The 5,558-nt window shown below is 64.5% G+C and carries 7 protein-coding genes; 6 read left to right on the top strand and 1 reads right to left on the bottom strand.

Annotated features, from left to right (window positions below; all coding sequences use genetic code 11):
* Nucleotides 1-405: 405 nt before the first annotated feature.
* Nucleotides 406-1,065: a L,D-transpeptidase gene (locus tag VW23_RS00675; RefSeq protein WP_084645395.1), complete on the bottom strand. Its 660-nt coding sequence runs from the start codon at nucleotides 1,063-1,065 to the stop codon at nucleotides 406-408.
* 222 nt (nucleotides 1,066-1,287) lie between these two features.
* Here VW23_RS00675 and VW23_RS00670 point away from each other — a divergent pair, with 222 nt between their 5' ends.
* The 6 genes from VW23_RS00670 to VW23_RS29745 form a co-directional block, all read left to right on the top strand.
* Entirely contained in the window at nucleotides 1,288-1,959 is a 672-nt protein-coding gene (locus VW23_RS00670) for an amino acid ABC transporter permease (RefSeq protein ID WP_069907678.1), read from the top strand.
* Complete coding sequence (locus VW23_RS00665) at nucleotides 1,959-2,630, top strand: amino acid ABC transporter permease (protein WP_069907677.1); 672 nt, start codon at nucleotides 1,959-1,961, stop codon at nucleotides 2,628-2,630. Before VW23_RS00670 ends, VW23_RS00665 begins: the two co-directional genes overlap by 1 nt.
* Nucleotides 2,631-2,633: 3 nt before the next feature.
* Nucleotides 2,634-3,368, top strand: a complete 735-nt coding sequence (locus VW23_RS00660; RefSeq protein ID WP_069907676.1) for an amino acid ABC transporter ATP-binding protein — start codon at nucleotides 2,634-2,636, stop codon at nucleotides 3,366-3,368.
* A 5-nt stretch (nucleotides 3,369-3,373) separates the two neighbouring features.
* Nucleotides 3,374-4,294 carry an isoaspartyl peptidase/L-asparaginase gene (locus VW23_RS00655; RefSeq protein WP_069907675.1) on the top strand — a complete coding sequence of 307 codons (921 nt, stop codon included), beginning with the start codon at nucleotides 3,374-3,376 and terminating at the stop codon, nucleotides 4,292-4,294.
* A 19-nt stretch (nucleotides 4,295-4,313) separates the two neighbouring features.
* Nucleotides 4,314-5,105: a transporter substrate-binding domain-containing protein gene (locus VW23_RS00650; RefSeq protein WP_069907674.1), complete on the top strand. Its 792-nt coding sequence runs from the start codon at nucleotides 4,314-4,316 to the stop codon at nucleotides 5,103-5,105.
* 296 nt (nucleotides 5,106-5,401) lie between these two features.
* Nucleotides 5,402-5,558: phage terminase small subunit-related protein (locus VW23_RS29745; RefSeq protein WP_425285189.1), on the top strand; the 157-nt coding region annotated here is incomplete at its 3' end.

Genomic DNA, 5,558 nt, shown 5'->3' with positions numbered 1-5,558 from the left:
TCGCCTCGCATGTCCAGCGCGACGCCTTCCTCTACGCTTTCGTCGATAGCTACAACAAAACCCGCCTCAGGTGCCTCGACTACAAGGCACCAGCCGAGGCCCTCGCCAACCTCACGGGACACAACACGAAAGCGGGGACCTCCGTTTGCGATGGTGCCTGAGGCCAAGAAAACAGAGGTTCCCGCTTTCGCGGGAATGACTCCGTGGATGTGGCAAGCGATGGTGCAATCGGAGCGAACGCGACGTGCGACTGACGGTCTAGCCGCCCCCTCCACCAGCTTCGCTGGGCCGTTCGAGCATGGCTCTCAAGGCCTTCTCTCCTAAAATCGCTCCACTGGAGCGATTTTGCCTTCGGCACGGTTCGAAGCCCCTCCCCCGCCACGCGGGGGAGGATTAAGAAAGAGCTCACCCGGTGACGATCACTCGGGTGCCGGTGGGGACGCGGCTGTAGAGATCGATGATGTCCTGGTTGATCAGGCGGATGCAGCCCGACGAAACCGACTGGCCGATGGTGTAGGGCTCGAGCGTGCCGTGCAGACGGAAATGCGTGTCCTTGCCGTTGCGGTAGAGATAGAGGGCGCGTGGGCCGAGCGGGTTCTTGAGCCCCGGCTCGAGACCGGCGGCGACGGGCCCGTACTTTTCCGGCTGGGTCTTGATCATGTTGGCCGTGGGGGTCCAGCGCGGCCACTCGGCCTTGCGGGCGATCACCGCCGAGCCGCGGAAGTTGAGCCCCTCCTCGCGCCCGACGCCGACGCCGTAGCGCATGGCGCGGCCGCCCGGCTGCACCAGGTAGAGGAAGCGCTCGGAGGTGTTGACGACGATGGTGCCCGGCTTCTCGTTGCCGGCATAGTCGACTTCCTGGCGCCAGTACTGCTGCGGGATCTTGCGGATATCGATGCCCGGAACCGGGAATGGCTCGCTGGTCTGCATCGAGTAGTAGCTGGCCCACGGCTCATCGACCTGAATCACATTGGTCCGCGCGCTCAGATCGCGCTTGCCGGTGGAGGAACAGGCACTGAGCGCCAGAGCGGCGCCCCCGATCAGGAACAGACGACGGGTGGTCAAAACGGGTCTCGCAACAAGAGTGGCAATATCAAGGTGTCTACCAGCAAAAAGCGAGGTCACTTGTCGAGTGCATTGCGGTCACACTTCCCATCCAATGCCGATCACGGCGGCGTGTGTGCGCTTCCGAACCGGCCAAACAGCAGCTGGATAGGTCGCAGGCCCTGCTTGACTTTGCCAAACTGTCACATAGAGTGAAACCGGTTTCACTCGGCGGGAGGGCACGTGCGGCTCGATCTCACCATTCTCATTCCGCATCTCGGCTTCCTGGCCGAGGGGGCGCTATTGACGCTGGAGGCGTGCGCCCTGGCGCTCATCGGCAGCGTCATCCTCGGCATGCTGGTCGCCATTGCGCGCACCTCGTCGAGCAAGTGGATCAGCCGGCTGGCCTTCCTCTATGTCGACCTGTTCCGCAACATCCCGTTCATCGTGCAGCTGTTCTTCTTCTATTACGGGCTGCCCGAGATCGGCATCTATATCGACGCCTTCACCACCGGGGTGGTGGCGCTGTCGATCGCCGGCGGCGCCTATGCGTCCGATGCGATCCGCGCCGGCATCCTCGCCATCGATAACGGCATCCTCGAAGCGGCCGAGGTCAGCGGGCTTTCGAAGCGCGTCACCTTCACCCGGATCGTCTTGCCGATCGCCTTGCGCACCTCAGTGCGGCCGCTTGGCTCGGTGCTGATCAACATGATCCTCACCTCGTCGATCCTTTCGACCATCACGCTCAACGAGCTGACCGGACAGGCCAAGATCGTCGCCTCCGATACCTTCCGGCCGTTCGAGGTCTATGTGGTGCTGCTGGTGGTCTATGCGGCGCTGACTTACCTGGTGTCGCTCGGCATCACCCTGCTCCACCGCCGCCTCAACCGCGACCTCCAGGAACAGGTGAGCTGATGCGTTTCGCCGAGTTCACCCCTTATGACATCGTGCTGCTGCTGCAGGGCCTCGGGGTCACTGTGGGGCTGTTCCTCATCACCTCACTGATCGGGCTCCTGGTCGGCGTGCTGTGGGGCGTCGTGCGGTTCTACCGCATCCCCGTGCTGATGCAGCTCGTCACCTTCGTCTCCGAGATCCTGAAGAACTCCCCGGTGCTGGTGCAGCTGTTCCTGGTGTTCTTCGGTTTTCCGGCGTTCTTCCACGTCAACGTGACGCCGGTGCAGGCAGCGATCGTGACGCTCTCGGCCAATACCGCGGCCTTCGTCTACGTCATCGCGGTGTCGTCGATCGAATCGATCGGCCGCGACCAGGTCGAAGCGGCGCGGGTGTTCGGGCTCAGCCGCTGGCAGGTGCTGCGCCACGTGATTGCGCCGCAGGCCGCCGCCTTTTCGATCGGGCCGCTGACGGCGCTCCTGGTCAACCAGCTGCAGGTCACCTCGCTGATCTCGGTGATCGGCGTGCTCGACCTCGCCAAGATCGGCGCCACACTCAACCTCAGGACGCTGAAGCCGTTCATCGTGTGGACCGCGGTCGGCATCCTCTACTATCTCGCCGCCAAGGCGGTCGCCTCGCTGGGCGCCTGGGCCGAAAAACGTCTGCGGGCGCACAGCGCCTTCCGGGGCCTCTGAAGCATGCTGAAAGTCGAAAACGTCAAGAAGGCCTTCGGCCCGGTCACCGTCCTCGACGGGGTGAACCTCACGGTGAACCCTGGCGAAGTGGTGTCGATCCTGGGCTCGTCGGGCTCGGGCAAGTCGACGCTGATCCGCTGCATCAACGGGCTCGAAAAGCTCAATGCCGGCAAGATCACGGTCGATGATTTCGATGTGAGCAAGCCCAAGGAGCTGGCCGAGGCGCGCAAGCGCAGCGGCACGGTGTTCCAGCTGTTCAACCTCTACCCGCACATGACGGCGCTGCAGAACATCACGCTGGCGCCGATCGAGGTGCTGAAGCGGCCCAAGGCGGAGGCCGAGGCCGAAGGCCGGGCGCTGCTCACCCAGGTGGGCCTGGGCGATCGCGCCGATGCCTATCCGGCGCAGCTCTCGGGCGGGCAGCGGCAGCGCGTCGGCATCTGCCGCGCCCTGGCGATGAAGCCGCGCTACCTCTTGCTCGACGAAGTCACCAGCGCGCTCGACCCCGAGATGACCTCGGAAGTGCTCGATATCCTCGCCAAGCTCGCCAAGGACGGCACCACCATGGTGTTCGTCACGCACGAGATCGAGTTCGCGCGGCAGATTTCGAACCGTATCGTCTTTCTCGAGAAAGGCGTGCTGCTGGTCGACCTGCCGACCGAAAAGTTCTTCGCAGCCGATGGCGGCCTCGCACAGCCGCGCGTCGCGCAGTTTCTCTCCAAGATGCGGAAAGACTGACCACCATGTTGTTCATCGCCAATGCGGAAGGCTGGCCCGGCATCGCGACGACCGTCGAGATGCTGCGCTCGGGTACCACCGACAGCCTGACGGCCATGGTCGCCGGCATTTCGAAGGTCGAAGCCGAGACCAAGGTGCGCAGCGTCGGCCATGGCGGCTGGCCCAATATGCTGGGCGTGATGGAATGCGATGCCGCGGTGATGGATGGCACGACGCGCGCCGTCGGCAGCGTCGGTGCGGTGCCCGACACCATCCCGGTGGCCCGGCTCGCCCACGAGGTGATGAAGCAGCTGCCACATGTCATGCTGACCGGCGCGGGTGCTCGTCGCTTTGCCACTGAAACCGGTTTCTCCGTCGACGACGTGCTGCTCGAGGATAGTAAACGCGTCTGGTGGGAGCGGCTCGAACAGGAAATGACACCGGAGCAGAAGGCGGCATTCCCGAATACGCCACTGGCGCCGCTGCTCAAGACCATCACCGACCCGGAGCGGGTGCGCGACACCACGGTCTATCTCAGCGCCGACCCCTCGCGCGGCATCCACGCCGCGACCTCGACCTCGGGCTGGGCCTGGAAATATCCGGGCCGGCTCGGCGACAGCCCGATCCCCGGCGCCGGCTTTTATGCCGACAGCCGCTACGGCGCCGCGGCCTGCACCCATACCGGCGAGATGACGATGCGCTGCGCCACCAGCCGCACCATCGTCCTCGCCATGAAGCTCGGTTACTCGCTCAGCGATGCGGTCAAACTCGCGGTCGACGAGCTCAACGAACTCACCGACGGGTTCCTTGGCGGAGTGGTGATCCACGCCGTCGACGCCAAGGGCAACCACGAGGTGGTGAACTTCAGGTGCCAGGGCGAGATCCGCTACTGGCTCTGGGACGGAGCGATGCCGGAAGCAGAACTCCGCGCAGCGAAGACTATCTGACAAGGAGAGGAACCAACCCATGAAGCGTATTCTGACTGCAATTGCCGCGCTGGCGCTCGTCGCCACCACGGCCGTCCCGGCCTTTGCCGGTATGCTCGACGACATCCGTGGCCGCAACGTCGTGCGCATCGGCGTGTCGCTCGGCGGCGAGCCGATCGGCTTCCGCGACGACCAGAACAACCCGGTCGGCTACGACGTCGACGTCGCCAACATGATCGCCACCAAGCTCGGCGTGCCGGTGGAATTCACCGACGTGTCGGGTGACGCCCGCATCTCGATGCTGGTCTCGGGCCAGCTCGACATCGTGGTCGCCAATACCTCGGCGACGCTCGAGCGCGCCAAGTCGGTGAACTTCACCATTCCCTACAACCGCGCCGGCCTGCGCGTCATCGTCCAGGCTGACTCGGGCATCACCGACCTCGCCGGCCTCGCTGGCAAGAAGATCGTGGTCGGCCGTGGCACCACCGGCGAGACGTTCATCAAGACCGCCGTGCCGACTGCCGAGCTGGTCTATGTCGACCAGTTCGCGCCTGATGGCGTGCTGCAGCTGCAGCAAAAGCGCGTCGACGCGGCGATCGAAGATTCGTCGCTGCTCGACTACCTCGCCACCAAGAACCCGAGCCTCGTGACCATCCCGGGCCTCTACTCGAACGACCCGATCAGCATTGCCGTGGCCAAGGGCGATCCGGAATTCGTGCGCTGGCTCGACATGTTCGTGTCCGATTACATCCAGTCGGGCGCCTACGCGGCGAACTACAAGAAGTGGTGGGGCGAGACCGCCAACCCGCCTGAGCTGATCGCGCTCTGGTAAGAACTGGCCGGAGCGGCGTCCTTCTCCCTTTGCCGCTGCTCCAGCCAACCCCGGGCCGTCCCCCAAGGCGGCCCGGAACCGTTTGTGGGGGTGGTGGTGGCAGCCACTGCCTCCACGACCTCTGACCACGTTGTCGCCGAAGCACCGGCGTCATTCCCGCGAAAGCGGGAACCTCTGTTTTCTTGGCCTTTGCGCCATCGCAAACGGAGTTCCCCGCTTTCGTGTACTGTTCCGGCGGATTGGCGTGATGGACTCGGTGTAGAACGAGGCGTTGCCTTTGTCAGGGAGCGCTTAGGATGGATCTGAAGTTGCACGCCAATGCGACGACGACGCCGAAGACGCGGGCCTACATTCAGGCCAGCACGGCGAGCGTCGCGGACCTGGCTGTCGAGCTGGGCGTCAATGAGAGCACGGTGCGGCGCTGGAAGGGCCGGACCTCAGTGGCCGATCGGT

Source organism: Devosia insulae DS-56, assembly GCF_000970465.2.
Taxonomy (GTDB): Bacteria; Pseudomonadota; Alphaproteobacteria; order Rhizobiales; family Devosiaceae; genus Devosia_A; species Devosia_A insulae.
This window is presented reverse-complemented; position numbering and strand designations above follow the sequence as displayed.

Excerpts from the sequence above, each read along its gene's own strand:
- VW23_RS00665 (WP_069907677.1), top strand. The coding sequence starts at position 1,959 with ATGCGTTTCGCCGAGTTCACCCCTTATGACATCGTGCTGCTGCTGCAG.
- VW23_RS00660 (WP_069907676.1), top strand. The coding sequence starts at position 2,634 with ATGCTGAAAGTCGAAAACGTCAAGAAGGCCTTCGGCCCGGTCACCGTC.
- VW23_RS00655 (WP_069907675.1), top strand. The coding sequence starts at position 3,374 with ATGTTGTTCATCGCCAATGCGGAAGGCTGGCCCGGCATCGCGACGACC.
- VW23_RS00650 (WP_069907674.1), top strand. The coding sequence starts at position 4,314 with ATGAAGCGTATTCTGACTGCAATTGCCGCGCTGGCGCTCGTCGCCACC.